We start from the raw sequence: 26,172 nt of genomic DNA on the forward strand, positions 1-26,172 counted from the left end.
AGAGCGTGCAGGTTAGACTTGGACATGGCGTATCATTCCTCTGTTGGTTGTGATCTTGGCGGTGATCAACCAACAGGATACGCCACCCTTTCAGCCGGCTTCCATACACCAGAAATCACCATAGCTCGTAAGGTTGCCCATAGGTCAAGAAAGCAATTTCGCCGCTGAATGGGGCATATCAGCTTCAGATGCGCTGAAATTTAAAATAAGGGCTTGACCTTAAAGCCAACTTTAAAGCTATCGTCAAAGAGCAATTTTTCATTTGTTAAAAATTGCGTCCAACCTTGTCACTTACCGACGTGGCAGAGTGATTCACATTGATAGGAGAGTGTCATGCGTAAACGTAATACTGCGATCCTGTTTACCGCCGTTATCGTTGCCAGTAGCTTCGGAGCTGGCTCGCTTCTTGCCCAAGAAGATAATCAGCAGGAGGTGATGGAAGGCAATGACATGCATAGCAAAATGATGCAAGAAGGCGGCATGCACGACATGATGGGCGATATGAGCGCCATGATGGAAAAATGTAACGCCATGATGGAAAACATGCAGCAAGGACATGAGAAAGACGACGCTTAAAGCGACTCGCAAGGGTTGCTTGTTCGCAAGCAATCTTTTTTTCTTGTGCAGGTAGCGTCAACCAGACCTCCTACCCTGTTAACTAACCGGATACTCAAAATATGAAACTTTGGAAAGCGCTAGCCATTACGTCTTTACTGGCTTTTCCCGTATCGGGATTGGCGGCTGATATATCAGCGACCCTCTACAAAAATCCTAATTGCGGGTGTTGTGCCGAATATGCCAAGTATTTGGAACAAAATGGCTTCAACGTGGAGACGGTCGACACCCATGACCTTGTTGAAATGAAAGCCGAGTATAATGTCCCTGAAGAACTGCATGGTTGCCATACCACTGTCGTAGGAGACTATCTCTTCGAAGGACATGTACCTGTTGAGAGCGTGACCCAAGTGCTTGATGACCAGCCCTCTATCATTGGGTTGAGCGTGCCGGGGATGCCGCTTGGCTCACCGGGCATGTCGGGAGAAAAACGCGGCCCGCTGGAGGTCTATGCCATAGCCTCGCAACCGACCGATAGCCCCGACATTTACGCGACTCACTAAGGGATAGTGTGGCGATGAAACTACCCATCCTGGCAGGACATCTCGTAGCCGTATTTCTGACGACTGCCACACCCCTTGCCATGGCCGCCCCGTCAGAAAGCTCAGGGCCACAAGGGTTTCTTATTTGGGCCCAGCCCAAAGAGGTTTCAGAAATACATTTCGAGGATAGCGACGGCGCCCCTTTAACGTTGGCTGAGTTTGAAGGAAAACTGATTCTACTCAACATCTGGGCAACGTGGTGTGGGCCTTGTCGAGAGGAAATGCCTACGTTAGATGCCCTCCAGGCTGAGCTTGTCAGCGATAATTTTGAAGTGGTCGCCTTATCGATCGACCGTAAGGGGATCGAGATTGTTAATGAATTTTATCAAGAGATCGGCATTGAGCATCTGGCTCCCTATATAGATAAAACCGGGATGGCTAGTGCAGATCTTGGGGCTATCGGTATTCCTACAACGCTTCTACTTGACCGCCAAGGCAAAGAAATTGGGCGCCTCGTGGGGGAAGCCGAGTGGAACACTCAAGACATGATCAACTTTCTTACTGAAATGATTGCAACCAGATAATGAGGTAGCACCATGAGTTGTTGTGACGACAAAACCCAACAGAGCAAACAAAAATCGGGGTTACAAGGCCTGTTGACAGGTCCACGTGGCCTGATGTTGTTGGGTGGTGTGGCAGTGGCTGGCGGCCTTGCTTTTGGCTGGGATAACCTGGTCATGCTCGGCATCGCGCCTATTCTATTGAGCCTATTGCCATGTCTTATTATGTGCGGATTAGGCCTATGCATGATGAAGTGTAAAGACAAAAAAGGTGAAGCTACCGAACAAAGCGACGCTACCAATGTTCAGGCCCGGTTAGAAGACGCTTCTGAAGTGAATGCCGGCACAGCGCCCAACACTCGCCAGATAGTAGATCAAAGCGAGTCAATCAAGCAGTCCTCATCAAAACTCCAAGCCTAGCCATGGGTAAAGGATAATGCTTGAAGTAGCCAATATAGGACTGGTCACTGCCTTTCTGGCAGGCCTGATCTCGTTCATTTCGCCCTGTGTTTTGCCACTTGTGCCCGGCTATCTTTCTTTCATGACCGGCCGCTCGCTCGGGCAGTTACAGGAGGCGGATAGACGAGAGCGTCTCCGGGTGCTAACTCAGTCGATATGGTTCGTGCTCGGTTTTTCAACCGTTTTTTTGATGCTGGGAGCCAGTGCCACCGCCATTGGTCGTCTACTGTTGGTGTATCGCCAAGAGGCAAACCTGATCGGTGGCGTTATCGTTATCCTGTTTGGCGCCTTCATGACCGGGCTCATGCCATGGCGCTGGTTTCAGCAAGAATGTCGGTTTATGGGCCGACTGAAAGACGTCGGCGGGAGCCGCAGTGCGGCTTACCTACTTGGTTTAGCGTTTGCATTTGGCTGGACTCCCTGCATTGGCCCGATCCTGGGTGCCATTCTTACTGTCAGCGCGTCCACGGCCAACGTCTGGAGCGGCATGGTGTTGCTCGGTGTTTATTCTCTGGGTTTAGGCGTGCCCTTCATGCTGAGTGCTATTTCGCTTGATCGCTTCATAAAGCACCAGAAATTCCTGCGCCGCTGGGGGCGTTTTATACATATAGCGGCTGGGTTGATCATGATCCTAATGGGAAGCTTAATGATCACAGGCAAACTATCCGAGCTGTCATATTGGTTATTGCGCACCTTCCCTGCCCTAGGCGTTATCGGCTAATTATTCTTTAAGGAAATATTGAAATGCGCAACTTCGTAAGGCGTTTCTTGCATGTCTGTTTACGGGCAGGCTTGGCTGCAGTCAGCTTTGGCTTCGCCAGTACGGCCTTGGCAACCGAAGAAGGGTTACTTTCACTGCATTATGACGTAGCTGGCAAACGACTGCTTAAGATTGAGGCCAACCAGCTATTCCAGCGTACCGATGAAGGTATGGCTTGGAATGCGATTCCCCTGCCCGAAGACATGGACGAAGGCCAGTTGCTAGCGGTATCGGTACCCTCCACTGACCCGCAAACGCTCTATATTGCAGGCACCTCAATTGGGGTGCAGCGTAGCACCGATGATGGTGACACCTGGCAAGAGCTCAGCGCTAACCTACCTAACCGTGAGGTAACTGCGCTAACTGCGCATCGCCGCCAGGGCGAAACACTTTATGCGGTAGTCGCAAACGAAGGCATCTACCAAAGCGAAGATGCCGGCAGCGCCTGGAAGAAAATGGACAGCGGCCCTTCACAAAAGGTTAACCGACTCGTCCACTCCGACATGGACGGCAGCATGCAGACCGGCTGGCTCTACGCGGTATCGAGCGATGCGGTGCGTCTATCGATGGACTGCTTTTGCGGCTGGAGACCGACCGGAGAACTTGATGCGGGCAGCATCTATGATGTGGCTTATAAACTTGACGGCCCAGAGCGAGTCTATGTGTCTACGCAGCAGGGCCTATGGCGTAGCGAAAATGGGGGTCAAGAGTGGCAACAAGTAGATAGTGACGGCACCGTGTTGGTGACGCTTACTCTTTCACCCCAAGGCATTCTCTACGGCTTAAATCAGAAAGGGGAGCTTTTGCACAGTGAAGATGAAGGCCAATCCTGGACTGATCCTGGTGCATAAACACTGTTTTTTCATTGCCTCATTGCTGGCGTTAAATGTTCTAGGGCACGCCATGGCTGAGGACAGTCCTTCTTCAGGCGATACGCCTAAGTTGGAAGAAGGTAAAAGAGTTTACCGGCAATACTGTGCCAGTTGTCATGGTATACAAGGCGAAGGCATGTCCAATTGGGAAGAGCAAAATGCACTAGGGGAATTGCCAGCTCCACCACATGGTCCAGAGGGGCATACTTGGAAACATTCTGATGGCATGCTCTACCGAATTATTGCCGAGGGTTGGCGCGACCCCTGGAATAAGACCGATAGGCTAACGATGCCTGCATACCAAGATGTTTTGGCTCCCAGCGAGATACGCGATGTTGTGAATTATCTCAAGACATTATGGACGCAAGAGCAACGGCACCACCAAGCAGACGAAAGTGTTGATAACCCCTTTCCAATACAATCTGAGATAACCCTAGAATGATAGGCACTAGGCACTATAACGAGACTGAGTGGTTAAAAGTTGGTAAATTAGTTTGGTACATAAATATCCCAGATTCCAAAAGGGCCTCCTACGTCAACCCATTCCTGAATTCAACCAATAAGTGCAGCATCAGCAATGAAGTTCAAGGAAAACATTTTCGACGTTGCTGCAGCCCCAGGATGTCGAACGCATGCAGGCCATCTATGACGCGACTCTGGACGGCCAGTCAAACTGTGTGGAGCTACAGATAAAGCATCGAGAAGGGCATCTGAAGTCTCTGGAGTTGACGACCATGCCGATCATTGTTTATGGCGAAACGCTGGGTGTTTTTGGCATTGCAAAAGATATCACTCACCAACATTAGCAAGTTGACCTACCAGGCTTCACACGACCTTCTGACCGGGCTGCCTAACCATACCGCTTTTGATGACTGCCTGAATGAAGCCTTCTCGGATGCACAACAGAACGGTAAATTGCTGGTTGTCATGCATCTTGACCTGGATGGATTTAAAACGGTCAATGACGGGTTAGGATCGGACTCTAAAGTGTAGCGCTACTCAATCTGGGGGTGACGTCGTCTCCTGAATATATCCCTTGTCGCCTTCGGCGACCGCATGGGCCAGGACATCCCCACTGGTGCTCAACAGCACCAACAATAACGTTATGACAGGCAGGTAACATCGCCGTGCCTTTCCAGACACATCGAACGTCCCACCTTGTATAGATGGCAACATATAGCCTCCAAGTATTTTTTAATCCATCAGGGCTACCCGGCGGGCAACCGACGCTATACCGCGATGGATCAACGTGGAGGGCGTTCCAGGCGGAACATGCGGCGCAACGGGGAGCCACCCCGCTCGCCCAATCGAAGGGAGCTTGCCAGTATCGGCTCGGGCAAGGGGCTCATCGCCAGTCGATCAGCCGATTCGTGAAAGTGACTGCCGCCATCTACATGCAGCGGGCTGTATTCTGCTGCCTGCTCGCGCCCCTCTGCATGGTGGCTGCTGGGTTGGTGACTAACAGCACCATGCGAATGGCCTGTGTCAGCAGCGGTTTCCGGCCCGTGGACCAGGGCTTCTCCCACGCCAGACACAACCAGCCCCTGCATGACCAACAGCAGTAATATTAGGCAACCAAGGCGGTGTCGTACGTAAAGGAGCATAAAAACTACCCACATTTAATCGGTAACCGGCGTGCATTCTCAGCCATTGAACCGCTACTGCTGGCAATCACACGGCGAATAGCCTAACATCCCCTCCAGGGGGATGGGAACAAATAAGAGGAAAATATGACAACGTCTAACCACCAAACGACGCACCAGACGCACCAGACGCACCCAGATATCATCAAGCGCCTGAACCGCGCACGCGGACATCTGCAAAGCGTGACTCAGATGATAGAGGACAGCCGCGCCTGCCTGGACATTGCTCAGCAGCTGCACGCCGTCGAAAAGGCCATTCAACAGGCCAAAAAAACCTTGGTGCAAGACCATATCGACCACTGCATGGAGGAGGCGATAGGTCCCTTAACGGCGACTCAGCGTGAGCACGTCAGGGATTTTAAGGCCATCGCCCGCTACCTGTGAATGCATCTAAGCCCTCTCATTGAGGAGCGATCTATGATCGGTGTACTCGCCCATCGCGTCTATCGCCATCTCTTTTTCGCTCAGGTCATTGCACTGATTGGCACCGGTCTGAGCACCGTTGCCCTAGCGTTACTGGCTCATGATCTTGCTGGAGGGCAGGCGGGTGTCGTATTAGGCACAGCGCTGGCAATTAAGATGGTCGCCTACGTGGGCATTGCGCCACTGGTGGGTGCTTACGCCTCACGCCTGCCACGACGCATGTTGTTGGTTAGCCTCGACTTGCTGCGTGCAGCCGTGGTTTGCGCACTGCCTTTAGTTACAGAAGTATGGCAAATCTATTTGCTAATCTTTCTACTCAATGCTTGCTCTGCAACCTTCACGCCCGTTTTCCAGGCGACAATACCGGACATCCTAGAAGACGAAGATCAGTACACGCGAGCATCATCCCTGTCACGTCTTGCCTACGATTTAGAGAATCTGCTTAGCCCGATGGTGGCAGCCGCATTGCTGATGGTGATGAGTTTTGATGTCCTGTTTGTACTCAACGCCCTGGCGTTCGTGATCTCAGCTTCCTTGGCTATATCTGTGATGTTGCCTGAGTCACAACCACTAGAAGAAATTCCCGGCGTTTGGCGTCGCGTTTCTCACGGCTTACGGATTTATCTAAAAACACCTCGTCTGAGGGGGCTGTTGGCATTGAACTTGGCGGTCTCAGCCGCCGGAGCGATGCAGATCGTCAATACGGTCGTGCTTGTGCGCTCTATGTTGGGACTTGGCGAGAAAGAAGTAGCTTTGGCCTTTTCTGCCGCAGGCGGGGGCTCCATGCTGGTGGCCTTACTGCTACCCAAGATACTGGACCGAGTGACAGAAAGACCAGTCATGCTGCTAGGTGGCGTTATGATGGCACTCAGTCTCTACCTGGGCTGGCTGGGACCATCGTTTGCGGGGCTTGTCGGGCTATGGTTACTGCTGGGCGCAGGGGCCTCATTGGTCATGACGCCCACCGGTCGCTTGCTTAAGCGCTCATGCCAGCCGGAGGATCGTCCTGCGCTGTTTGCTGCCCAGTTTTCGTTGTCACACAGCTGTTGGCTGCTCACTTATCCGTTGGCTGGCTGGCTGGGGGTGAACCTGGGACTGACGGAAACGTTCGTTTTGCTCGGGACATTGGCTTTAACCGCGACAGGGCTTGCGATGCTTGCTTGGCCTCGTCGTGACCCAAGAGAGATTGCGCATGAGCACTCGCCTATAGGTCATAGCCATCTTCACTATCACGATGAACACCATAAACACGATCATGAAGGGTGGGAGGGGCCGGAACCTCATCGCCATTCCCACCATCATTCTCGAGGCTCTCATCGACACGTTTTTGTTATTGATGACCACCATGCACACTGGCCATCACAGCACAAGCTTAGGTGAAATGTTCCATTCTTCGATCTCCACCCGATGGAGGACCTTGCCATGAACGTTTCGACTCAACCCCCCTTTACTCCTGGGAATAAAGGCAAGTTGGTTGGGCAGAAGACACCTCTACGCCTCAGAGATATCTGGGCCATCCGTGTTCGGCTACAACTTGCGAAAAAGACGAGAGACCTTGCCCTCTTCAATTTAGCCATCGATAGCAAATTAAGGGGCTGCGACCTCGTCAATTTATGAGTACGCGATATAGCCCATGGTGCACGCATATCCCCACGAGCCATCGTGATGCAGCAAAAAACGCATCGACCTGTCCAGTTCGAAATAACCGAGCAAACCCGTATCGCTATTATGGACTGGATACAGCTTGCTCAACTCAGAAACGAAGACTTCTTGCTCCCTAGCCGAATCAATAGCGCAAAGCATCTCTCCACGCGCTAATATGCCCGTATCGTGAAAGTCTGGGTCACCGAAATAGGTTTAGATGCGTCAATCTATGGCACGCACACGATGCGCCGCACCAAAGCGTCGCTGATATACCGTCGCACGAAAAACTTAAGGGCAGTGCAGCTGCTCCTGGGTCACACGAAGCTGGAAAGCACTGTCAGGTATCTAGGGATAGAGGTAAATGACGCGTTGGAAATGGCTGAACAGACAGAAGTTTGATGAGGATCAACGACGGCCTATTTCGGGCCGTCGTTGTCCGGCCAAAAGCGGTCTTTTAGCGAAGGCTGGTATAATTTCAGAAGCAAATTCCATATAGAGCAACGAAGAATGCGACCACTTGCTCCAATTGGCTTCAGTCATCCATTTATTCCTAGGCCACATACAGGAAAGCTCACCAATCAAAAAATCCATCGGCTGCAATGACATATTGGCATGCTATATCGGTAATCCAGATGGACAAATGTGATCAAAAGCACGCGTTTACTGTTTTCTTATCCAGCTTTTTCTGCATGGTGACCTAGATGTCAATTTCCGTCAGCATCCCGAACCGTGATCGGTTAGCGCCTGACGCTGTCTTTTGTCCACGGCCTCAAGATCGGTATTTGCGATAGCGCGATTGATCCTACACGACGCTGTTATCTCCCGATATTCATAGTTTATTGGAAAGATAAGATACGTCCGCACGTAGCCCTGCGCCACTAAGCAAATGCCCTGACCAGGAAAAACTGAGCAGCGAAGCCGATGATAAGCGTAGCCGCAAGCGCCGTTATCACTGCGATTCCGTGCCATGGGTCCGTTGCCGCGGACGTCGACTCCCCAGCCCGGTACATCGGCACGATGACGCGGAGATATACCGCGAGAGACAGCACGCTGTTAATGATTGCCACCACAGCCAGCCAGGTAAACTGGACATCGATGGCTGCAGCAAAAAGCATAAACTTACCGACGAAGCCGGCCAGTGGCGGAATGCCGACCAGCGACAACAGGAAAATCACCATTGCGATTCCCATCAGCGGTCGCGTGCGCCCCAACCCGTCAAAATCACTCAGAGTGCGCCCGGTGGTGGCAGTAACTGAGAATGCGCCCAGGTTCATGGCCACATACGCGGCAGCGAACAGTATGATTGATGGTAAGGCAAGCTCACTGGAGCCCACCGCCAGGATGCCCAGAAGGAAATAGCCGGACTGGGCAATCGATGAATAGGCCAGCAGCCGGATAACGTTGTCCTGCACCAGCGCCGCAAGATAGCCATAGGTCATGCTCAGCACGGCCAGGCCCGCCATGACTACCGTCCAGCCAGTTTCCAGGGGCAGCTCACGAACCACCTGCGCCAGCGCAAACAGGGCACCAATTTTGGGCACTACCGACAGATAGGCGGCAATTGACAGGGGTGCACCTTCATAGGCGTCGGGTGCCCAGAAGTGGAACGGAACCAGTGATGCCTTATAGCCCAGACCCACAACCACAGCCACGAACCCAAGAATCACAGCCAGCGGCATCGTATCCATGCCCGGCAGATCGACGAGTAGCGTAGAGCCAGAGGCACCGAACCAGTAGCTCAGGCCGAAAATCATGATCGATGTGGTGACCGAAGCGAACACGAAGAATTTCATGGCGGCTTCGGTCGCCGGGTCGGTGTCCGGGTAGGCAACCAGGGCAAAAGTCGCCAGGCCGGTCAGCAGTGTGCCCAGCACCAGGAACATGGTGTCCCCTGCTCCCGCCAGCACCAGGGCACCCAGGGTGGAAAAAATCAGCAGGCTGTAGACCGTACCCTCGCGGGCGCTACCCCGGACATCAACTCTCGCCAGCAGCATCGAAAGCACTGTAGTTGGCAGCAGAATGAGCTTGGCCCAGATACTTAACGTATCGATACGGAAGCTGCCGCCAAATATCGTGGTGTCTGTGCCGAGTAGTCGCAGGGTCAGCCCCGTGGCGACGACCAGTCCAATGACGGCAACGACCAGTGAAATTCGTGGCCGGCGCAGCATCTCCGCGATCAGCGCACCGACAGCCGTCAACAGAACGGCAATTTCCGGAATTAATAGTGCGAGATCATGACCCATTACAGCACCAGTGCTGATGTGGTGCGGTGAATGACGTCCAGCACCCAGGATGGCGCCACGCCAGTGGCAACGGTGAGCACCAGCAAGGGCGCCACCGCGAGAATTTCGCGTGGGCTCAGGTCCGGCATTCTATTCCAGCGATCCCGGGGCTCACCCAGAAATATTTCACGCAGAGCCTTGAGAAAGGTTCCGGCGATAATGGCAATGCCCAAAATCACGATAACCGCAATGGGAGCAGTGCCGAGAGTCGCGAGGAATATCTGGAACTCGGCCGGGAAGTGCGCCAAGCCCGGAAGACCCAGCGACGCGAAGGCCGCCAGCACAAAGAACCAGCCAAGTAACGGTACCGTTTTGAGCAGGCCGCCAAACTCCCCCATTTCGCGGGTATGGGTGCGCTCCTGAATCATGCCCACCAGCAGGAACAAGGCACCGGTGACCAGGCCGTGACTGAACATCTGCAGCACGGCGCCATCCAGAGCGGTGGCGCGGATCGCTGGATCCAGCGTCAACGCGGCCGCAGCGACGCCGACAATGACGTAGCCCATGTGGTTGACTGAGGTATAGGCCACCAGGCGCTTGAGATCGGTCTGTGCCAGGGCGGCAAAGGCACCGTAAATTGCGCTAACTACGCCGAAGAATAGAACAACGATTCCGGCCTCGCGGAAAGCGTCAGGGGTCATTTGCAGGGCGAAGCGCACCAGCCCGTAAGTACCGAACTTCAGCATGATGCCCGCCAGGATGACACTGCCGACTGTCGGTGCCTGAACGTGGGCCGCAGGTAACCAGGTATGCAAAGGTATCGCAGGAATCTTGACCGCAAAGGTAATCAGCATGGCAATCAGTGCCCACATGGCCACCGCTCCCTCCAGGGGAGGATTGGCAATCCAGGCCCGCATATCGAAGGTAGGATCAGGGCTGCCGAGGTAAAGCCCCAGAATCGCGAGCAATAATGGCAAGCTGCCCAGCAGGGTGTAGATAAAGAACATCAGCGCGGCACGCTGCCTGTCCTCGTGCCCCCAGCCGGCAATCATGAAGTACATCGACACCAGGGAAACTTCGAAGAAGACATAGAAAAGAATGCCGTCCAGGGCGGTAAAGGTGCCGATTGCCGTGGTCTCAAGAAGCAGGATCAGAGCCACATAGGCACGCGGGCGATCGCGAAGCGACGACGCATAGATGAGAGAAACCAGGAAAAGCACGGCACTCAGCAGCACCAGCGGCAGGCTGATGCCATCCACCCCGACCCGGTAGGCGGCGCCGATGACCGGCATCCACTCCAGCTCTTCGACCTGGGAAAAGCCGTCACCACTTACCCCCTGCAGCCACATGGCCAGAGCGCCAACCAGCGTCAGGGCGGCACTGACGATCGCGATGCCATGCACCGTGCGCGCCGTCGGTTTCGGCAGACACAGAATCAGCACGGCGCCGACGAGAGGCAGAAAGAGGGTCAGGGATACGAGTGGTAACATGAGTACAGGGTTCCTTTAGAAACTCAGTGAAGCTGAAAACAGGATGACAACAAAAAGCACAGCGATGGCTACCGCGCTGATCGCCAGACTGTGGTGGATCATGCCGCTTTGCAGGGATCTTGCCCGGGCGCCCAGGGCCTGCACAGCGGCCACCAGCGCGAAGATCAGACCGTCGATTCCGCGCTCATCACCGCCCCGAACCCAGCGACCCACCGCCAGATTTGCTCGGCCGACGCCAAGCACGTCCTGATACAGGCGCTTTTCCAGGCGCTCGCCCCCACGGGCGATGCTGAGAGCAGCATCGCCAATGCCAAGTGCGGCCGCGTACAGATGGTTTTCCAGACGGTTACATCCCCCGGCAACCGCCATCGCGGGCCGACCTACCCAGGCAGTAAGCCCGCCTGCCACCACCAGCCCCGACTCTGCCCATTGATGGGCAGGGCCAAGCAGGCGTTGGGCCGGCACCAACCAACCCAAGGCCAGCCCACCCAACGCGGCGACCAGCCCAAGCACTATGACGACGATGCCCGCAGTTTCCGGAGCCGCCAGATCAAGCATTTTTTCGAGGGGACCAAAGGCCAGACCCAGGACAGCGGCAGGGATCGCCAGGCCCCAGATGCCAGCGCGCATCCAGCCAGTACCTTCGACCGGCCGGGTATCGCCCGAGCCCTGCCATAGCACCCGTAGAGCCCGGGCCATGTAGGCGCCGGTCAGCAGAGTGCCGACCAGGGCCAGAGCGCCGAGCAAGACGGCGCCCGGCGCAGACAGAGCGGCGGCGATCACCGCATCCTTGGAGAAGAACCCACTCAGTGGTGGGATGCCCGCCAGTGCCATCGCTGCCAGTGCAAAGCCGCCAAAGGACCAGGGCCTGGCGCGGCCAACGCCCTTCAACTGATCGAAACCGGTACCCTCGCGAGCATGTTGAAAGTCACCGGCGGCAAGAAACAGGGTGCTTTTAATAGCGGCATGGGCGAGCAGATGCAACAGCGCGGCCAGTGGAACCCCCGCGCCCACTGCGATGAGCATCAGGCCGTATTGGCTGGCCGTGGAAGCCGCCAGCACACGTTTGAGATCACGTTCAGCCAGCGCAATCACCCCGGCAGCCACCGTGGTGATACCACCGACAAGACCGACAGCGAACAGTGCCTCAGGCGTCAGCAGTGGCGCCGAGCGGATCAGCAGAATGGCGCCCGCCGCCACCAGTGTGGCCGAGTGCAGCAACGCCGAGACCGGTGTCGGGCCCGCCATGGCGCGCATAAGCCAGTCCTGCAGGGGAACCTGGGCCGACTTGCCCATGGCGGCCAGCAGCAACAGAAGCCCGGCAATGGTGGGCGCTCCAGCGTCAGCTTCCAGGGAAGCGGCAATCTCACTGGTACCTGCTGACCCTATGAGTATGAATATCGCAACGTAAAGCCCGAGATCCGCGCTGCGGGTATATAGGAAAGCGCGTGTGGCTGCGTTCGCGGCTTCGGGGCGTTGGAACCAGAAGCCGATCAGCAGGTAGCTGCACAGACTGATCAGTTCCCAGCTCGCCAGCAGCAGAATCCAGTCGCCCGCCAGCACCAGTGCCTGCATGGCCGCCAGGAACAGCGACATCACGGCATAGAAGCGCGCTTGGCCGGACTCCCGCTTCATATAACCGACGGCATAAATCAGAACGAATGTAGCCACCGTGGCCACTGCCACGGTCAATAGCGAGGTCATCGGCCCGGCGACCAGGCGCAGTGGCATGTCCGGCAGCCCAGGCAGAAGTAGGGTTTCGGTCTGAACGTCAACCACCCGGGCTATCAGCCAGAGACTGCCTGCCAGGTTGAGCGTCGCACCAGCCAGGGCCAACACAGCACTCCCACGGCGCAGTAACAACACAGCCAGGGCGGCGATCAGCGGCGGTAGTATTGGCAGGAGCACTGCATTCATCCTTTCAGGTCCTCCGCTTCTTCCATCTCAACCGAGCCCTTAACCCGGAAGCGCGCAATGGCGACGCCAAATCCGACCGCCATCTCCAGTGCCATAACCGTCATCACCACCAGCACGAACATCTGGCCGGAATAGGCTTCGGGATGTAGAAAGCGCCAGAAAGCCACCAGATTCACCATGGCCCCCGCCAGCATCAGCTCCACGCCCATCATGATCATCACCAGATTGGTCTGGGACAGTGCGCCATAGACGCCGATACCGAACAGGATGGCGCCGGTCACAAGCGCTACTATCAGAACTGCGGTCATTCCGATGCCTCCTTGGCTCTTTTACTCGCCAGGTTCTGCACCGGAATCGCCACCGCGGTGGCCGCAATCATTGCGGTCAGGATGGTGATACCAGCGGTTTCAAAGATCATCATCGAGCGCCCGAGCAGCTCCATGCCCAACGCCCGTGTCTGCGCTTCCGCATCCACCACCTGCTTTGCTGCGGGGCCCCAGTCGGACAGCAGCGCAACGGCGATAGCAACAACGGCCGCACTCACCCCAGCACCGATAGAGAAACGCTTCTGGTGACTCATGTCCATACCGCCAAGCCCACCGGGATCCATCATGAACATCACCATGAAGATGGCCATGATACTCATCTCCGTGGCCATCATCATGATTTGCAGTACGCCCAGAAATTCGGTCTGCATCGCCAGAAACATGCAGCCGACGGCGGTCTGCGAAAACAACAGAGCCAGCGCAGAACGGACCATGGACGATGTGCGAAACACCACCACGCCAAAGCCGATGGCAGCCAACCCGAAAACGGCAACGAAAAAAGCCTGTGCGTACATTAGGGAACCACCAGAATCAGTAAGCCGACGACAATGATATTCACCAGTGCAAGGGGGATGCCTAGAATCCAGCACCACCGCATCAGATCCGCCTCGCGAATGCGTGGCAGATAGTGACCGACCAGCAACATCGACACGGCCACGGCCAGGGTCTTCACCAGACTCCAGGCCCAAGGTGGCAGTAGCGGCCCATGCCAGCCGCCGAGGTAGAAGACCGTGGTTGCGGAAGCCAGGGTAACCACCAGGGTCAGTCGGGCCAGGCGAAGCACTGCCAGGCGCACCCCGGTGTATTCGGCGTCCACGCCCCCGCCAAGCTCTCCCTCTGCGGTTGGCAGATCAAACGGGGCCCGGAACGCCAGTGCCATGGCCGCAATGAAAAACAGCACGAAGCCCAGGGGCTGGTAGACGATGTTCCACAGCCCCGCCTGGGAGCCAACGATCGCGGTATTCAACAGGGATTCGGCGCGCATGGCCACGGCCGTGATCGGCATGACAATAAGCATGGAATAGGCAATAAGCTGGCCCAGAAAGCGCCAGCCACCGATCATCGCGTAGGCGCCGTCCGGTCCCCAGCCCGCCATGATCACCGCGACCAGCACATAGGCCAGGGCCGCGTTGATGAACAGCGCACCAGTACCAAGGTCCGCAATGATCAGGTCCGGCGCCAGCGGCAGGACCGCCATACCAAGTACCCCCACAACCAGGAGAAGCACCGGCGCTGCCTCGAAAAACACCCGGTCTGGCGAGCGCGGGAGAATGGATTCACGACCGAGGTGCGCCAGCCCGCTAAAAAGTGGCGCCGCCGGACTCAGGCGGCCAGTGGTCATCCAGCCCTCGATCACGGCCAGCAGCCAAGCGCTGCCAAGCAATGCGAGAAGAACGCTAGCGACGGTCACGAGATCACCTCCCAGGGCGAAAGATCCAGTGAGCCGACTGCCAGCAGCGCATCGCCCAGCTCCTGGCCCTCAACAAGCTTCGGGACCAGGTCGATATGGTGACTGCAGGGGGTGTCCAGCTTGTAGGATTTCACCTTTCCATGCTCCAGTTTCAGACTTAACCGGGCTTCGCCGCGGGGCGTATCAACGGTTACCTCACCGGTTCCTGATAAATCGCCAATGTCGCGCAGGGATGGCAGCGCCGGTTCGCTGCTCGCCTTTATAAGGTCGAGACTGGCGGTTATTTCGGCCAGACGTTGCCACAGGCGAGCCCAGGCGTCTCCGCCTTCGCTGGCAGCACGTGCTACGGGGCCGCGCAGATCAGAAAATTCTGATGAGAGTTCGCCGATATCCTTCAGCCGCGATTTGAGCAAAGGCGTCCGTCCAAGACGGGTTCCTAATGTGCGCAACGCTGGTTCCAGCTCAGCAAGCCTGTACCGGTTAGCCTCTCTGACTTGCAGTTGCAGAGTCGAAGCCCGCTGCGTCAGCCAAGCGAATCCGAGCTGGCGCCCCAGTTGCGCCAGCCAACCAAGATGACTGGCGATGCGCTCACGCTCAAGTCCGCCGTTCCGGGCCTGAGTGGTCGCCTGATCGTCATTCAGCCCAGCCGCTTGCTCGATCGCAAGACAGGCCAGCAGACGATAGCTCACCGGCGCCAGCGGCATTGCCGTGGCCAGATGGTCGATGAAGTTCTCGACATCTATCTCTTCGCTTTCTTCACCCTCTTCAACTTCGATGGTCATACCCGCCAGGGAGGTCGCCTGCCCTTCGGTCACCCCGTCACCATCAAGGGTCAACGTCAATTTCAGTCCGCCTGGTAAGCCCGGAAAGACTGGGCCGAACGGCACCTCAAGCCAATCCATCTGCAGGCCATCGGCGCTGCGTGGCAGATCTTTGGTGACTTCAATCATGGACATGAATCCCGAGGCGCCGTGATCGTGCCCTCCATGCTCATGCCCACCATGATCGTGTTCTCCATGATCATGGCCTGAATGTTCATGTTCTGAGTGGTGGTCAGATTCGCTATGTTGATGATCGTGGCCGTGCCCGGAGCCCTCTTCTGAGGCGCCCTCATCTTCCGCGTCCTCACGGGCTACCAGATCCATACCGCACTTGGGGCAGCTTCCAGGCTCGTCCCGAACGATTTCCGGGTGCATTGGGCAGGTATATTCGGCCGCTGCATTTTCGTGCGCGTGTTCCTGTTGGTGCTCGTTACTGTGCTCGTGATCATGGCCATGATGATGTTCATGGTGGCCCTTATGATCTTGATCATGGCAATGCTCGTGCTCGTGCTCATGGTCATGCTTGTGGCCATGGTGCTGGTGTTCGTGATCATGCTGGTGTTCATGATCGTGGTCGGGCGTGGACTCCCCTGCCTCTCGGGCTACCAGGTCCATGCCGCATTTGGGGCAGCTACCCGGCTCATCCTCGACAATTTCTGGATGCATGGGGCAGACATACTCAATCTTGGCGTGCAGGACATCGGCGTCGAACGCCTCCGGCGAGGCTACAAAGGCACCGTCAGCGAATGCACGTTGTAGTCGAACTACGGCTTCGGTCAGTCCCTTTTGCGAGAGACCTGCAGAAATATCGGCACCAGGTAAAGTTGACGGTGTCTGCCCGCCTACGATGAGAATGGCACGCGGCCGGGGCATCTGCGCGTAGAGCACGGCCACGGCGTCGCCCATTTTCTCCGACAGCTCTCCAACAATCATGAGCACGCTTGCATCGCGAGGCGTAGTACTGGTTCGCATGCCTGCCGCTGTCACGTCCAGACCATGCGCCAGGGCAATCTCAGGCCCGGGAACGATCAGACAGCCCAGATTACGCGCCAGGGCCCGAGAAACCAGCTTCTGCAGCACTGAGGGCCGTTTCTGTCGTGCGCCCGTTATGTTTATTGCTGAATCAAAACTCATTGCCGCCTGAAAGCCCCCTGGCTCCATCCGTAAAGCAGGCCAAGAAAGAGAATCGCCAGAAACACGCCCATATCAAGCAAGGCAACCAGCCCTACTTCCTTGTAAACCACTGCCCACGGGTACATGAACGCCATCTCCATATCAAAGGCCAGAAACAGCAACCCATATCCGTAGTAGCGGGCGTGATAGCGCCCCCATACCGGATCCCGCGACAGAGCTCCGGAACTCGCCGGCACATCCTTGCCCGGCTCCTGACGTGTCAGGCCTATCGCGCGGGCAAGCGAATACAGACAGAAAACGCTGCCTACGACGCCAATCGCCAGGGCCAGCAGTAAGCTGTATTGCTCCAAAAGAGTCATCATCTGACCTCCTGATTAATCAACCAAGCATGTCCCGCACCTAAGTCGATGACCACCGAGAGTCGAAAAATAGTAGAGCACCCGCAAGCTATGCGCCGTGCCTGGGAGAATAGCCCGACCCCACTGATAGCATTATAGAGGGTTTATGTCCCTGATCCGTAAACGCGAATACCTCGTAAGGCTCGTCTTGCGGCCTCGGTGTACACGGTGTATCAATCGCAATACCGGCTAAACCAGTACCGTCGATATCCGGTTTTTGGTCAAACAGTGCCATCACAGCTTCCATCGGCACATGGCATCACTCCTAATTCACAAAGTGGTACTCACCAAGGCTTATTGCTGGCCATGGTGGCTTGGCATGTTTCCCTTCATCTGTTGTCGCTGCTCGTCGGTCAACAGGTCCTGCATCTGATTATGCATGCTCACTTTATCGGCCATCATGTCGCCATGTAGGTTAGCCATTTGACCGTGCAGCGCTTTTACTTCCTCCGGATCAGGCCGCTCGGCCTGCATGATTATCATCATGTCATCACTCAGGTTCATCATTTCGCCCATCCGCTCCAATTGAGTAGAGCGATGTTCCTGGCGCATCTCGCGCATCGAGCTCATTTGTTCGTCGTCGAGTATGCCGGACATGCCGGACATCGGACCCATACCACCCATCATGGGGCAAGGCATCATGCCACCTTGGCCTCCCATCATCATGCCAGGACCCATGCCGCTTTGGCCGCCCATCATACCGCCCTGACCTTGGGCGCCTTGGTTCATGCCTTGAGCGAAGGTGGCGCTGCTTGTGGCACCAAGGCTTGCAGCCAACGCAATGGCAACGATCTTCTTATACTTAGCCATATCAATTTCCTCTCATCGTGTTGCGGGTCGAGAAGTCGCCTTACTCCAATAAAAATGGAAGAAGACAGAGTTAACTTCCGTTATAAGCCTACAACCTATAGGTAGCCCGCAGGTCAAAGAGAAACCAAACCCGATACCTCAATATTGTCACAAGTCAATTTTTGTCGACCGTTTTGAAATCTGTTTCAGGTTGATATGTTATAAAAAACTAGGCGACTTCAGATAACTACGGCGTGTAATTTCAGTTTAAATTCAGGTTAACGGGCTATTTTTGGGGTAACGAGGGCATATAACCATCGACAAACAACCGTTACCTCTTTACCCCCGGAAGTGCTATAGGAGTGCCTATGAGTCAAAAAACTAGCCGTCTGCTGATGATGTGGATACCGCTTGCCGGGTTTGTCATTTTGGTGGGTTACTTGATGGGAACAGATCACCACTTTCACCTCTTTCAGGCCTTACCTTTACTTTTTTTGGCAGCCTGTCCATTGATGCATTTTTTTATGCATCGACATCACGGTGGGCACGGCGATAAAGCAGATAAGGAGTGAAACACCCTTTAAATCATGCGGGGGGATCATTATGAAACCGAAACATCAAGAGCATCGCTTAGGCGTTTCCGAAAACACATTAGTGACTCGGAATTTAAAAATCCAACGCCATGAGCGTGAGCGCATCGACGACGCAATAGCGGATATCGATCAGCTTTACGGGATGGATAAGGTAGTCTACGACGAAAAACACAGGCATATCTGTCTCGCTTACGATGCGCTGCGGCTATGCATTGATGATGTCGAAAAGATCCTTATACGCCATGGGATCGAGGTCAGCGCTGACCGATGGAACCGCTTCAAGGAAGAGTATTACCGCTTCGTCGACCAGAACGTTAAAGACAACGCCAAGAAAGAGCCTTGGAGTTGTCATTAAAACGCAGTCTTTCGTTAATCGGTACTGTAAAAAAAGGGGCAACGTGGTAACCATCGCCGTCGGTGGTAAGGCTCTGTGTCAGGTGGCCGTGGCTGATACCCTCAAGCAGGAGTTGGTAGCAGCCATTCGCGTCATGCATGACCTCGGGCCTCCACGTCGTGATGATGATCACCGGCGCCAACGAACGCGCCGCCATCAGCCTGTTGCACCCGATAATTGGTGTTATCGACATGACCACCAGCTCGCTGTCGGTGATCAGCAACTCTTTGCTGTTGAAGCGACGCAATGCACGCGAGCAACCCGAACGACCCAGCTACAAACTCAATGTCATATCTCATGACATGATGCTCGTCGCGTGAAAGAGGCATTCGGCCAGAGCAAGCAGCTCAATGGGGCTCGACGCATTCAGGCTACACTGGCGACCGATGGTCACCCATATGATATCAAAACGATAGGTGCCAGTATGCGGCGCCAGTCGTAGGTGCCAAAGGCTGCCCGCAAGTTCGTCGTCACCACAGACAGCGACCATAGCTTGCCTGTGTCGCCCAACTTATTGGAGCAGAACTTTGTGGCAACCGCCCCGAACCAGAAGTGGGCCGGTGACATCACGTACCTGATGAGCTCTGAAGGTTGGCTGTATCTAGCCGTCATCATTGACCTGTATTCGCGCTCTGTCGTCGGCTGGTCCATGAATACCAGGATGACGGCAGACCTACCTGGTCTGCGATGCGCTGGAAATGGCGCTGTGGCGACGCAATTTCCGCATCGGGGTGATCTGTCACAGTGACCATGGAAGCCAGTACTGTTCACGCGCCTACCTGGATCGGCTGCGAACGCAGCAGTTGCGTCAAAGTATGAGCCTTAAAGGCAACTGCTGGGAAAACGCCTGCGTGGAAAGCTTCATCCATTCAATGAAAGTGGAAGCAATCCACTACGAGCCGATAAATTTGCGATGTCTAAAAAGGAGAATCGTCCAAAGGCGTTCACTGTGATTCTGTAGAAGCCAATACGAAAGTGTGGGCCAAGGTGTGGGTCAGTTATAAGCAGGAAACAAAAAAGCCGCTGAAATCAGCGGCTTAATCTATGTTTTTGGCGGAGGAGGAGGGATTCGAACCCTCGAAGCCTTTCGACTTACACACTTTCCAGGCGTGCTCCTTCGACCACTCGGACACTCCTCCGCGTTGTTTGCTCTTTTGAGACCAGCGGTGCTTTTCCCAACAGAACGGCGCGTATTCTATGGCCTAAGCTACCAAATAGCAAGCCGTTTTCGGATCAAGCCTCAGGAAGAACCACGTAGCGACCGGTCGCTTCCAGGCACAGCGTGTTACCGCAATAGAGCTTTTGGTCCAGCGTAATCCGCCCTCTACCGCGTTCATGGAGCCTGTCGGCGAGCTTTACAGGGCCTTGGGAGTCTTGCGGGCTGCATATCATATGGTAATCGCTCGTCACCGGCGCATGAAAGCGCTGGCTAGCCTCGGCGACGACCACATCTTGTGCCCTGCCCTGCGCGCGCAGCCATAGCGTTACCCAGCACCAGCCCAGCAGCGTTGCTTGAGCGGTGAGCGCACCGCCAAAGCCGGTACCTTTGTCATTCAGACTAGGCGCCAGCGCCAGCTGCCAGGTAAGCGTGTCACCCTGGCGATCCATCCGTGTAATGCCCAGTGCGCCCACCATGGGAATCGCCTCGCTTAACCACTGCTGAAAGGCATCGAGGTCATCAGGCCCTTCGGTTAACGCTAAGCGCGGATACGGTACGCCTACTTGGCGACTGGCAGGCATGGCTAACTCCAGCGTTCGACAAAGTCATCGGCTCGATGCTCAGGAAGCGGTTTGTGGCGACCTGCGGGCGTGCCCAGATAAACAAACGCAACGACCTCGTCGTCGTCTTCCAGGCCCAACCCCTTGCGCACCACAGGGTCGAAGGCATACTTGCCGCTGCGCCACATGGCACCCAACCCGAGCGCATGAGCCGCCAGCAGAATGCCGTGGGCCGCGCAGCCGGCAGAGATCACCTGCTCCATCTTGGGCACCTTGGCGATGTCCGGCGTCACCTTGGCGATCACGGCAATGATCATCGGCGCACGCAGCGGTTTTTTGCGCGCCGAGTCAAGCACGGAATCTCCGGCATGCGGGTCTTCCTGAAACTCGGCCTCGGCGAACAGCTCACCCAGGCGTTCGCGCCCTTCGCCGCTGAATTCGATAAACCGCCAGGGGCGCAGCTCTTTATGGTCAGGGGCACGCAGCGCAGCCTGGTAGATAGCGCCAAGCTGCTCGGCGTTGGGCGAAGGCTCGTTCAGCTTGCCCATGGAGCTACGTTCGTGCAGCAGCGTAAGTGCGTCCATGATGACTCCATCGGTTCAATGAGATGAGCGCTACTTTAGCGCAATCATTTATTGTCTTGCCAGACGCAACGGGCTGGGCGGCGCGAGTCCCGGTGTCGCACGCCAGGGGCTGATATCCAAGCCGCCGCGACGTACATAGCGCGCCAGCACCAATAATTCACTGGGTTTGGCGCGCCGCATCAGGTCGGTAAAAATATGCTCGACGCAATGCTCGTGAAAGTCCTGATGCTGGCGATAGCCGATCAAATAGCGCAATAGGCCCTCGCGCTCGATCTTCGGCCCTGTGTAGCGAATCATCACGCTGCCCCAATCCGGCTGACCGGTCACCGGGCAGTTGGATTTCAAGAGGTGCGAGTAAAGTGTTTCTTCCACCACCTGCCCCCCTGTCGTCAGATGGTCAGCGCTGGGTGTGTAATCGCTTACCTCGATATCCAGTGCATCCAGGCACTCTCCCGGCAATTGTTGAGGTGCCAGGGCGTCAGCGTCCACATCAAACAGCTCGACGCTGACCGGTGCTGTCGCGGCACCTGCTAAATCCTGAGTCAGCCTCGCGATCACATCGTCGCGGTGGGCAAAGCGGGTCTGGTTGAAGCTGTTGAGGTATAGCTTCCAGGATTTCGACTCGATCAGATTGGGTGAATCGGCGGGCAAACGAAAGCGTGCGACGGCCACTACCGGTTTGCCGCGCCCGTTCAGCCAGGAAACCTCAAACGCATGCCACTCGTCCTCGCCGACAAACGGCAGACTGCCTTCATCAATATCCAAGGCGGCTCGGTTCGCCGCCCGGGGAATCGGGTACAGAAGGTCTGGATCATACGCTTCCGGATAGACGGATTCGCGCCCCAATGGCGCCTCCATCAGCGTTTCGGGTCGATGCGACATGACTTAACTCCGGATTCCTTTGCCGCGCTCCAACATGCGAAGCGCGACGATAAACAGCACGACAATGAAGCCCAGCACGGCTGCCAAGGCCCAGCCAACCGGGATATCCGACACCCCCAGAAAGCCATAGCGGAAAACATTCACCATGTACAGAATCGGATTGAGCATCGACACGCCCTGCCAGAAGTCGGGCAGCATGGAAATCGAGTAAAACACCCCACCGAGGTAGGTCAGCGGCGTGAGGATAAAGGTCGGCACGATGGAAATGTCGTCAAATTTATTGGCCAACAGCGCGTTGATAAAACCACCGATGGAGAACAGCGCCGACGTCAGCACCACCACCAGCACGGTCAAAAACGGATGTTCGACGGTAAGACGAGTGAAAAACAGCGACACGATGGTCACGATCAGCCCGACACCAAGACCACGGGCCATACCGCCAAAGATGAAACCGGATAAGATGACCCAGTTAGGCATCGGCGAGACCATCATCTCCTCGATCGAACGCTGGAACTTGTTCGAGAAGAAGCTGGAGGCCACGTTGGAATAGCTGTTGGTGATCACCGACATCATGATCAGGCCGGGGACAATAAAATCCATGTAGGTGAAGCCGTCCATCGCCCCAATACGCGAGCCGATCAGATTGCCAAAGATAATGAAGTACATGGCCATGGTGATAGAGGGCGGCAACAGGGTTTGCGGCCATATCCGCGTGAAGCGCTTGATCTCCTTGAGCACCAGCGTCCACAAGGCGATGAGCGTTTGGCTGGCGTTCATACCTGCGCCTCCCGTGTTTGAGGCTGCTCTGCCCGTTGGTCGATCGCGCTCTGACTGCCTTCCACCATCGACACGAACATCTCCTCAAGGCGGTTGGCACGGTTGCGCATGGAGACGACCTGCAAGCCCTGCTCGGTTAATGCACCAAACACATCGTTAAGTCGCTGGCCGCGATGAATCACCAAGGATAGCTGCGAGGCTTCCACCCGCTGTATGTCAAAGCCCTCCACCACGGGGGGCTCGCTGACAGGACCAGCAAGGTCCAGAAGAAAGGTCTCCCGACTCAGTTCGGTGAGCAACTCCCGCACACTGGTATTACGGACGATTTCGCCGTGGTTAATGATCGCGATATTACGGCACAGGCTCTCGGCCTCTTCCAGGTAATGCGTCGTCAAAATGATCGTGGTGCCTTCGTCACGATTGATGCGGCGCATGTACTCCCACATGCTCCGGCGTAGCTCGATATCTACGCCCGCGGTAGGCTCGTCGAGGATCAGCAATTTAGGCCGGTGCATCAAGGCGCGCGCAATCATCAGGCGGCGCTTCATGCCGCCGGACAGCATGCGTGCGCTCCCATTACGCTTGTCCCACAACCCCAGGTCGGTCAACAACTGCTCAGCGCGAGGCAGCGCCTCGCGGCGCGTCATGCCGTAGTAGCCTGCTTGCGCCAGCACGATATCGAGCACTTTTTCGAACTGGTTAAAGTTAAACTCTTGAGGTACGACGCCAATCTGATATTTCGCCTTGGAGAAGTCTTTATCGATATCGATACCAAAAACCGACACCTGCCCCTGGGTCTTCTGCACCAGCGAACAGACCACGCCTAGCGTAGTGGATTTGCCTGCGCCATTGGGGCCCAGAAGCGCAAAAAAATCGCCCTGCTGGACGTCGAGATCAATACCTTTTAACGCTTGAAAGCCGTTACCGTACTCCTTGGTAAGGCCACGTATCGACAATGCCGGTTCGGCCATAAATATGTCCTGTCAGCAAAAAATAAGGAAGTCATCACATGCGTAGACGTTAGATATTAGGGCGCAAACTATTTTTTCAAACAGTTCTGTCCCGGAAGGCGGTAAACAAACAACGGGAGAAGAGAAAGATAGAGGCGGGTGCGCTTAGAGCGGGAATGACGATTTGACCGGGCTGGCGCACCAGCTCCCGACCCTCGGGCCTATCCACCACTGCAAATCACGCTATTGGAGCGGGAAAGGAGATTCGAACTCCCGACCCTCGCCTTGGCAAGGCGATGCTCTACCACTGAGCTATTCCCGCAACGCAAAAGACAAGTACGAGATGGCGTCCCATAGGGGGTTCGAACCCCTGTTACCGCCGTGAAAGGGCGGTGTCCTGGACCACTAGACGAATGGGACACAGATGTAAGCGTAATGTTGTTTGGAGCGGTAAAGGAGATTTGACCGGGCTGGCGCACCAGCTCCCGACCCTCGGGCCTATCCACCACTGCAAATCACGCTATTGGAGCGGGAAAGGAGATTCGAACTCCCGACCCTCGCCTTGGCAAGGCGATGCTCTACCACTGAGCTATTCCCGCTCTGTCACGCTACGCTTAACGCATTCTCGCTATCGGATGGCGTCCCATAGGGGGTTCGAACCCCTGTTACCGCCGTGAAAGGGCGGTGTCCTGGACCACTAGACGAATGGGACGTGCTGGAGCGGGAAAGGAGATTCGAACTCCCGACCCTCGCCTTGGCAAGGCGATGCTCTACCACTGAGCTATTCCCGCACTCCGATACCTTAACGATTCAGTTGGCGTCCCATAGGGGGTTCGAACCCCTGTTACCGCCGTGAAAGGGCGGTGTCCTGGACCACTAGACGAATGGGACGTCGCAATGCCTCGTCGAGGTGGCGCGTATGTTACTCAGCCCTTATTCAACTGTCAAGCATTCCCGGCCCAACCACCCTTCTCTAACCGGCAATGTCATTTCCATCAAAGGCGGCACATAACCGCCTCAAGGTGGTGCGCAAAGCATAACCGGCGCGCCATCCGAGTGCACTGACCGCCACTGCTAGGGTAAGCGACAGCCGATAAACGCTGTAAAAATCTTTTATTTAAAATAAAATCGATTTTATGGCATGGCGATTGCTAACACCTTGGTGGAACAAATTTTCTTTCTCGACCGCCAAGAGGTGACCCATGACCTTTACACGCCGCAAGTTTCTTACCACTGCCGCTGTCTCTTCCACTGCCGGGTTGGTATTGGGAGCACCCAGCATTGCGCGAGCACAGTCGTCCGAGACCTTCAACTGGCGCATGACCAATGCCTACGGGCCAGGTTCTCCGTTTTATGTCGAAGGCCCCGGCAGCCCCACCGATGTCATCGACAAAATCAACACCATGTCGGGCGGCCGCCTCAATATTCAACACTTTGCGGCGGGTGAGTTGATCCCGGCGCTCGAGGGGTTTGAAGCGGTACAGAGCGGCACTATCCAAATGAACGCGGCCAATAGCTATTTCTGGTCGGGCACGACCTTTGCCGCCCAGTATTTCACCACCGTGCCGTTCGGCATGAGCTTTATGGGCCATATGGCATGGCTTTACCACGGCGGCGGTCTCGAGCTTTGGCACGAGCTTTACGAGCCGTATGGCATGGTCGCCTTCCCGCTGAACAATACCGGCGTGCAAATGACCGGCTGGTTCCGCGAACCGATTGAAGACATCAGCCAGCTTGACGGCCTGCGCATGCGCGTTCCCGGCCTGGCCGGAAAGGTCTACTCATCCCTCGGCGTCGATGCCCGCGTGTTGCCGGGCGGTGAGATTTTCCCGGCACTGGAACGCGGCGTGATAGACGCCGCCGAATTCGTCGGCCCTTTCCAGGACCGCCGCATGGGACTTCAGGACGCTGCGAAATACTATTACACCACCGGCTGGCACGAACCCTCCACCACCGGTGAGCTGCTGATTTCCAAATCCCACTGGGACAGCCTGCCAGCAGACCTGCAAATGATTGTTCGTTCGGCATGCATGGCCGCCTGTCTGGAAAGCCTGACCTGGTCGGAAGCCGTCAACGGCGAAGCCATGACCGACCTGGTCGATAATCACGGTGTTATCGCCAACCAGCTGCCTGAATCGATCGTCAATGCGCTGCGCGAAGCCACGCTGGACACCCTCCAAACCGAGGCCAACGCCGACCCTGACGTGCGCAAAATCCACGACAGCTACATGGCCTTCAAGGCTCAGCACGATCGCTGGGCAGGTGCCAGCGAGCGTGCCTGGCTAAGCGATATCATCGGAGTGTGAT

Annotated in this window: 30 protein-coding genes, 7 tRNA genes and 2 pseudogenes; 17 read left to right on the forward strand and 22 right to left on the reverse strand. The window is 55.9% G+C overall.

What is annotated here, in order from left to right:
- Positions 1–333 precede the first annotated feature (333 nt).
- From NH395_RS09950 to NH395_RS09990, 9 genes are all read left to right on the forward strand, one after another.
- Positions 334–576, forward strand: a complete 243-nt coding sequence (locus NH395_RS09950; protein WP_092825663.1) for a hypothetical protein — start codon at positions 334–336, stop codon at positions 574–576.
- A 101-nt stretch (positions 577–677) separates the two neighbouring features.
- The gene (locus tag NH395_RS09955; protein ID WP_092825665.1) at positions 678–1,118 is read left to right on the forward strand and encodes a DUF411 domain-containing protein; all 441 of its coding nucleotides are present in this window, start codon (positions 678–680) and stop codon (positions 1,116–1,118) included.
- A gap of 14 nt (positions 1,119–1,132) precedes the next feature.
- The gene (locus NH395_RS09960) at positions 1,133–1,681 is read left to right on the forward strand and encodes a TlpA disulfide reductase family protein (RefSeq protein WP_092825667.1); all 549 of its coding nucleotides are present in this window, start codon (positions 1,133–1,135) and stop codon (positions 1,679–1,681) included.
- A gap of 12 nt (positions 1,682–1,693) precedes the next feature.
- Positions 1,694–2,077 (forward strand): hypothetical protein, encoded by a 384-nt coding sequence (locus NH395_RS09965; protein ID WP_092825669.1) that lies wholly within the window; start codon positions 1,694–1,696, stop codon positions 2,075–2,077.
- Between the two features lie 16 nt (positions 2,078–2,093).
- Positions 2,094–2,837 carry a cytochrome c biogenesis protein CcdA gene (locus NH395_RS09970; protein WP_092825671.1) on the forward strand — a complete coding sequence of 248 codons (744 nt, stop codon included), beginning with the start codon at positions 2,094–2,096 and terminating at the stop codon, positions 2,835–2,837.
- A 23-nt stretch (positions 2,838–2,860) separates the two neighbouring features.
- Positions 2,861–3,727, forward strand: a complete 867-nt coding sequence (locus NH395_RS09975) for a YCF48-related protein (RefSeq protein ID WP_253024456.1) — start codon at positions 2,861–2,863, stop codon at positions 3,725–3,727.
- Positions 3,693–4,190, forward strand: coding sequence for a cytochrome c (locus NH395_RS09980; protein ID WP_245748358.1), 498 nt, complete (start codon positions 3,693–3,695; stop codon positions 4,188–4,190). The genes NH395_RS09975 and NH395_RS09980 overlap by 35 nt, the downstream gene beginning before the upstream one ends.
- Positions 4,191–4,380: 190 nt before the next feature.
- Complete coding sequence (locus NH395_RS09985) at positions 4,381–4,554, forward strand: hypothetical protein (protein ID WP_139197144.1); 174 nt, start codon at positions 4,381–4,383, stop codon at positions 4,552–4,554.
- Positions 4,499–4,741, forward strand: coding sequence for a GGDEF domain-containing protein (locus NH395_RS09990; RefSeq protein ID WP_092825677.1), 243 nt, complete (start codon positions 4,499–4,501; stop codon positions 4,739–4,741). The genes NH395_RS09985 and NH395_RS09990 overlap by 56 nt, the downstream gene beginning before the upstream one ends.
- A 251-nt stretch (positions 4,742–4,992) precedes the next feature.
- On the opposite strand, the gene NH395_RS09995 is transcribed toward NH395_RS09990, so the two are convergent.
- Complete coding sequence (locus NH395_RS09995; RefSeq protein WP_139197145.1) at positions 4,993–5,283, reverse strand: hypothetical protein; 291 nt, start codon at positions 5,281–5,283, stop codon at positions 4,993–4,995.
- Between the two features lie 195 nt (positions 5,284–5,478).
- Between NH395_RS09995 and NH395_RS10000 the strand changes: the two genes are divergently transcribed.
- The 3 genes and pseudogenes from NH395_RS10000 to NH395_RS10010 all read left to right on the forward strand — a co-directional run bounded on the left by NH395_RS10000 (position 5,479) and on the right by NH395_RS10010 (position 7,857).
- Complete coding sequence (locus NH395_RS10000; protein WP_092825681.1) at positions 5,479–5,775, forward strand: metal-sensing transcriptional repressor; 297 nt, start codon at positions 5,479–5,481, stop codon at positions 5,773–5,775.
- Between the two features lie 33 nt (positions 5,776–5,808).
- Positions 5,809–7,194: an MFS transporter gene (locus tag NH395_RS10005; protein ID WP_199283599.1), complete on the forward strand. Its 1,386-nt coding sequence runs from the start codon at positions 5,809–5,811 to the stop codon at positions 7,192–7,194.
- A gap of 27 nt (positions 7,195–7,221) precedes the next feature.
- Positions 7,222–7,857, forward strand: a pseudogene (locus tag NH395_RS10010) (tyrosine-type recombinase/integrase).
- A 479-nt stretch (positions 7,858–8,336) separates the two neighbouring features.
- Here the strand turns inward: NH395_RS10010 and NH395_RS10015 are convergent.
- The 9 genes from NH395_RS10015 to NH395_RS10055 all read right to left on the reverse strand — a co-directional run bounded on the left by NH395_RS10015 (position 8,337) and on the right by NH395_RS10055 (position 17,987).
- Positions 8,337–9,701 carry an NADH-quinone oxidoreductase subunit N gene (locus NH395_RS10015; protein ID WP_092825683.1) on the reverse strand — a complete coding sequence of 455 codons (1,365 nt, stop codon included), beginning with the start codon at positions 9,699–9,701 and terminating at the stop codon, positions 8,337–8,339.
- Positions 9,701–11,170 carry an NADH-quinone oxidoreductase subunit M gene (locus NH395_RS10020; protein WP_092825685.1) on the reverse strand — a complete coding sequence of 490 codons (1,470 nt, stop codon included), beginning with the start codon at positions 11,168–11,170 and terminating at the stop codon, positions 9,701–9,703. Before NH395_RS10020 ends, NH395_RS10015 begins: the two co-directional genes overlap by 1 nt.
- Before the next feature lie 15 nt (positions 11,171–11,185).
- On the reverse strand, positions 11,186–13,087 hold the full coding sequence (locus tag NH395_RS10025) for a proton-conducting transporter membrane subunit (protein WP_199283600.1): 1,902 nt from the start codon (positions 13,085–13,087) through the stop codon (positions 11,186–11,188).
- Positions 13,084–13,395, reverse strand: coding sequence for an NADH-quinone oxidoreductase subunit NuoK (nuoK, locus tag NH395_RS10030; RefSeq protein WP_092825689.1), 312 nt, complete (start codon positions 13,393–13,395; stop codon positions 13,084–13,086). The genes NH395_RS10025 and nuoK overlap by 4 nt, the downstream gene beginning before the upstream one ends.
- On the reverse strand, positions 13,392–13,928 hold the full coding sequence (locus tag NH395_RS10035) for an NADH-quinone oxidoreductase subunit J (RefSeq protein ID WP_092825691.1): 537 nt from the start codon (positions 13,926–13,928) through the stop codon (positions 13,392–13,394). Before NH395_RS10035 ends, nuoK begins: the two co-directional genes overlap by 4 nt.
- Complete coding sequence (locus tag NH395_RS10040; RefSeq protein ID WP_253024458.1) at positions 13,928–14,824, reverse strand: complex I subunit 1 family protein; 897 nt, start codon at positions 14,822–14,824, stop codon at positions 13,928–13,930. Before NH395_RS10040 ends, NH395_RS10035 begins: the two co-directional genes overlap by 1 nt.
- Positions 14,821–16,725, reverse strand: coding sequence for a heavy metal-binding domain-containing protein (locus NH395_RS10045; protein ID WP_253024460.1), 1,905 nt, complete (start codon positions 16,723–16,725; stop codon positions 14,821–14,823). The genes NH395_RS10040 and NH395_RS10045 overlap by 4 nt, the downstream gene beginning before the upstream one ends.
- A gap of 50 nt (positions 16,726–16,775) precedes the next feature.
- The gene (locus NH395_RS10050) at positions 16,776–17,141 is read right to left on the reverse strand and encodes an NADH-quinone oxidoreductase subunit A (RefSeq protein WP_253024462.1); all 366 of its coding nucleotides are present in this window, start codon (positions 17,139–17,141) and stop codon (positions 16,776–16,778) included.
- 330 nt (positions 17,142–17,471) lie between these two features.
- Complete coding sequence (locus NH395_RS10055) at positions 17,472–17,987, reverse strand: hypothetical protein (RefSeq protein WP_253024464.1); 516 nt, start codon at positions 17,985–17,987, stop codon at positions 17,472–17,474.
- A gap of 347 nt (positions 17,988–18,334) precedes the next feature.
- Between NH395_RS10055 and NH395_RS10060 the strand changes: the two genes are divergently transcribed.
- The 4 genes and pseudogenes from NH395_RS10060 to NH395_RS10075 form a co-directional block, all read left to right on the forward strand.
- Positions 18,335–18,538 carry a DUF2933 domain-containing protein gene (locus tag NH395_RS10060; RefSeq protein WP_253024466.1) on the forward strand — a complete coding sequence of 68 codons (204 nt, stop codon included), beginning with the start codon at positions 18,335–18,337 and terminating at the stop codon, positions 18,536–18,538.
- A gap of 31 nt (positions 18,539–18,569) precedes the next feature.
- Entirely contained in the window at positions 18,570–18,914 is a 345-nt protein-coding gene (locus tag NH395_RS10065) for a cation transporter (RefSeq protein ID WP_253024468.1), read from the forward strand.
- 137 nt (positions 18,915–19,051) lie between these two features.
- Positions 19,052–19,273, forward strand: a complete 222-nt coding sequence (locus NH395_RS10070) for a hypothetical protein (RefSeq protein ID WP_253024470.1) — start codon at positions 19,052–19,054, stop codon at positions 19,271–19,273.
- Positions 19,267–19,858: pseudogene (locus NH395_RS10075) on the forward strand (IS3 family transposase); the annotation flags it as partial. The gene NH395_RS10070 and the pseudogene NH395_RS10075, both read left to right, overlap by 7 nt.
- Before the next feature lie 146 nt (positions 19,859–20,004).
- Here the strand turns inward: NH395_RS10075 and NH395_RS10080 are convergent.
- From NH395_RS10080 to NH395_RS10135, 12 genes are all read right to left on the reverse strand, one after another.
- Positions 20,005–20,092, reverse strand: a tRNA-Ser gene (locus tag NH395_RS10080).
- Positions 20,093–20,186: 94 nt separating this feature from the next.
- Positions 20,187–20,693: a YiiD C-terminal domain-containing protein gene (locus tag NH395_RS10085; protein WP_253024472.1), complete on the reverse strand. Its 507-nt coding sequence runs from the start codon at positions 20,691–20,693 to the stop codon at positions 20,187–20,189.
- A gap of 2 nt (positions 20,694–20,695) precedes the next feature.
- On the reverse strand, positions 20,696–21,256 hold the full coding sequence (locus NH395_RS10090) for a nitroreductase family protein (protein WP_253024473.1): 561 nt from the start codon (positions 21,254–21,256) through the stop codon (positions 20,696–20,698).
- 48 nt (positions 21,257–21,304) lie between these two features.
- Entirely contained in the window at positions 21,305–22,138 is an 834-nt protein-coding gene (gene queF, locus NH395_RS10095) for an NADPH-dependent 7-cyano-7-deazaguanine reductase QueF (RefSeq protein ID WP_253024474.1), read from the reverse strand.
- Between the two features lie 3 nt (positions 22,139–22,141).
- Positions 22,142–22,915, reverse strand: coding sequence for an ABC transporter permease (locus tag NH395_RS10100; RefSeq protein WP_066317928.1), 774 nt, complete (start codon positions 22,913–22,915; stop codon positions 22,142–22,144).
- Positions 22,912–23,886 (reverse strand): ABC transporter ATP-binding protein, encoded by a 975-nt coding sequence (locus NH395_RS10105; RefSeq protein ID WP_253024475.1) that lies wholly within the window; start codon positions 23,884–23,886, stop codon positions 22,912–22,914. Before NH395_RS10105 ends, NH395_RS10100 begins: the two co-directional genes overlap by 4 nt.
- A 226-nt stretch (positions 23,887–24,112) precedes the next feature.
- Positions 24,113–24,187, reverse strand: a tRNA-Gly gene (locus NH395_RS10110).
- A 22-nt stretch (positions 24,188–24,209) separates the two neighbouring features.
- A tRNA-Glu gene (locus NH395_RS10115) sits at positions 24,210–24,285 on the reverse strand.
- Positions 24,286–24,389: 104 nt separating this feature from the next.
- Positions 24,390–24,464: transfer RNA gene (locus NH395_RS10120), tRNA-Gly, on the reverse strand.
- Positions 24,465–24,501: 37 nt separating this feature from the next.
- Positions 24,502–24,577 (reverse strand) — tRNA-Glu (locus NH395_RS10125).
- A 4-nt stretch (positions 24,578–24,581) separates the two neighbouring features.
- A tRNA-Gly gene (locus tag NH395_RS10130) sits at positions 24,582–24,656 on the reverse strand.
- Between the two features lie 24 nt (positions 24,657–24,680).
- Positions 24,681–24,756 (reverse strand) — tRNA-Glu (locus tag NH395_RS10135).
- A gap of 311 nt (positions 24,757–25,067) precedes the next feature.
- Here NH395_RS10135 and dctP point away from each other — a divergent pair.
- Positions 25,068–26,171 carry a TRAP transporter substrate-binding protein DctP gene (gene dctP, locus NH395_RS10140; protein WP_253024476.1) on the forward strand — a complete coding sequence of 368 codons (1,104 nt, stop codon included), beginning with the start codon at positions 25,068–25,070 and terminating at the stop codon, positions 26,169–26,171.
- The last annotated feature ends 1 nt before the right edge of the window (position 26,172 follow it).

It is taken from the genome of Halomonas sp. Mc5H-6, from assembly GCF_024124705.1.
Lineage (GTDB): Bacteria > Pseudomonadota > Gammaproteobacteria > Pseudomonadales > Halomonadaceae > Vreelandella > Vreelandella subterranea.

Coding starts and splice junctions, on each gene's coding strand:
- NH395_RS10090 (WP_253024473.1), bottom strand. CDS start 21,256: ATGGACGCACTTACGCTGCTGCACGAACGTAGCTCCATGGGCAAGCTG.
- NH395_RS10035 (WP_092825691.1), bottom strand. CDS start 13,928: ATGTACGCACAGGCTTTTTTCGTTGCCGTTTTCGGGTTGGCTGCCATC.
- NH395_RS09955 (WP_092825665.1), top strand. CDS start 678: ATGAAACTTTGGAAAGCGCTAGCCATTACGTCTTTACTGGCTTTTCCC.
- NH395_RS10105 (WP_253024475.1), bottom strand. CDS start 23,886: ATGGCCGAACCGGCATTGTCGATACGTGGCCTTACCAAGGAGTACGGT.
- NH395_RS10060 (WP_253024466.1), top strand. CDS start 18,335: ATGAGTCAAAAAACTAGCCGTCTGCTGATGATGTGGATACCGCTTGCC.
- NH395_RS09980 (WP_245748358.1), top strand. CDS start 3,693: ATGAAGGCCAATCCTGGACTGATCCTGGTGCATAAACACTGTTTTTTC.
- NH395_RS10100 (WP_066317928.1), bottom strand. CDS start 22,915: ATGAACGCCAGCCAAACGCTCATCGCCTTGTGGACGCTGGTGCTCAAG.
- NH395_RS09985 (WP_139197144.1), top strand. CDS start 4,381: ATGCAGGCCATCTATGACGCGACTCTGGACGGCCAGTCAAACTGTGTG.
- NH395_RS10055 (WP_253024464.1), bottom strand. CDS start 17,987: ATGGCTAAGTATAAGAAGATCGTTGCCATTGCGTTGGCTGCAAGCCTT.
- nuoK (WP_092825689.1), bottom strand. CDS start 13,395: ATGACCGCAGTTCTGATAGTAGCGCTTGTGACCGGCGCCATCCTGTTC.
- NH395_RS10065 (WP_253024468.1), top strand. CDS start 18,570: ATGAAACCGAAACATCAAGAGCATCGCTTAGGCGTTTCCGAAAACACA.
- NH395_RS10000 (WP_092825681.1), top strand. CDS start 5,479: ATGACAACGTCTAACCACCAAACGACGCACCAGACGCACCAGACGCAC.
- NH395_RS10025 (WP_199283600.1), bottom strand. CDS start 13,087: ATGAATGCAGTGCTCCTGCCAATACTACCGCCGCTGATCGCCGCCCTG.
- NH395_RS09975 (WP_253024456.1), top strand. CDS start 2,861: ATGCGCAACTTCGTAAGGCGTTTCTTGCATGTCTGTTTACGGGCAGGC.
- NH395_RS10050 (WP_253024462.1), bottom strand. CDS start 17,141: ATGATGACTCTTTTGGAGCAATACAGCTTACTGCTGGCCCTGGCGATT.
- NH395_RS09960 (WP_092825667.1), top strand. CDS start 1,133: ATGAAACTACCCATCCTGGCAGGACATCTCGTAGCCGTATTTCTGACG.
- NH395_RS09990 (WP_092825677.1), top strand. CDS start 4,499: ATGGCGAAACGCTGGGTGTTTTTGGCATTGCAAAAGATATCACTCACC.
- NH395_RS10005 (WP_199283599.1), top strand. CDS start 5,809: ATGATCGGTGTACTCGCCCATCGCGTCTATCGCCATCTCTTTTTCGCT.
- NH395_RS10015 (WP_092825683.1), bottom strand. CDS start 9,701: ATGGGTCATGATCTCGCACTATTAATTCCGGAAATTGCCGTTCTGTTG.
- NH395_RS10020 (WP_092825685.1), bottom strand. CDS start 11,170: ATGTTACCACTCGTATCCCTGACCCTCTTTCTGCCTCTCGTCGGCGCC.
- queF (WP_253024474.1), bottom strand. CDS start 22,138: ATGTCGCATCGACCCGAAACGCTGATGGAGGCGCCATTGGGGCGCGAA.
- NH395_RS10070 (WP_253024470.1), top strand. CDS start 19,052: ATGACCTCGGGCCTCCACGTCGTGATGATGATCACCGGCGCCAACGAA.
- NH395_RS09970 (WP_092825671.1), top strand. CDS start 2,094: ATGCTTGAAGTAGCCAATATAGGACTGGTCACTGCCTTTCTGGCAGGC.
- dctP (WP_253024476.1), top strand. CDS start 25,068: ATGACCTTTACACGCCGCAAGTTTCTTACCACTGCCGCTGTCTCTTCC.
- NH395_RS09965 (WP_092825669.1), top strand. CDS start 1,694: ATGAGTTGTTGTGACGACAAAACCCAACAGAGCAAACAAAAATCGGGG.
- NH395_RS10085 (WP_253024472.1), bottom strand. CDS start 20,693: ATGCCTGCCAGTCGCCAAGTAGGCGTACCGTATCCGCGCTTAGCGTTA.
- NH395_RS09950 (WP_092825663.1), top strand. CDS start 334: ATGCGTAAACGTAATACTGCGATCCTGTTTACCGCCGTTATCGTTGCC.